At 62.6% G+C, this 278-nt stretch carries 1 protein-coding gene; it reads right to left on the minus strand.

The annotated features are described in order from the left end of the window. On the minus strand, positions 1-278 hold a 278-nt coding region (locus EN862_RS35955; protein ID WP_193771658.1), incomplete at both ends, for a peptide deformylase.

Genomic DNA, 278 nt, shown 5'->3' on the forward strand with positions numbered 1-278 from the left:
GCCAAGGGCAGGTCGACCTCGTGCAGGTGGCAGACCGCCAGCAGGCCTTCGGCATCTTCGAACTGCTCTTGGCCTTCGAGATCCTGGTAGCGAACCCGGACGCGGGCGTGCCGCTCAACCTCTTCGGTGACACCGGGCATCGAAACGCTGCCTTCCGTATGACGGAGCATTTCGGTCGAGGCCTCGACAATCGCCGGATTCACGTAGATCGCCGGTCCGCATATCGGCATTTTGAAACGCCTGGTCGTGATCCAGGTGCCTCCTGCCGCAAAACCGGC

Origin of the sequence: Mesorhizobium sp. M2E.F.Ca.ET.219.01.1.1 (genome assembly GCF_004016445.2) — a bacterium.
Classification (GTDB): Bacteria; Pseudomonadota; Alphaproteobacteria; order Rhizobiales; family Rhizobiaceae; genus Mesorhizobium.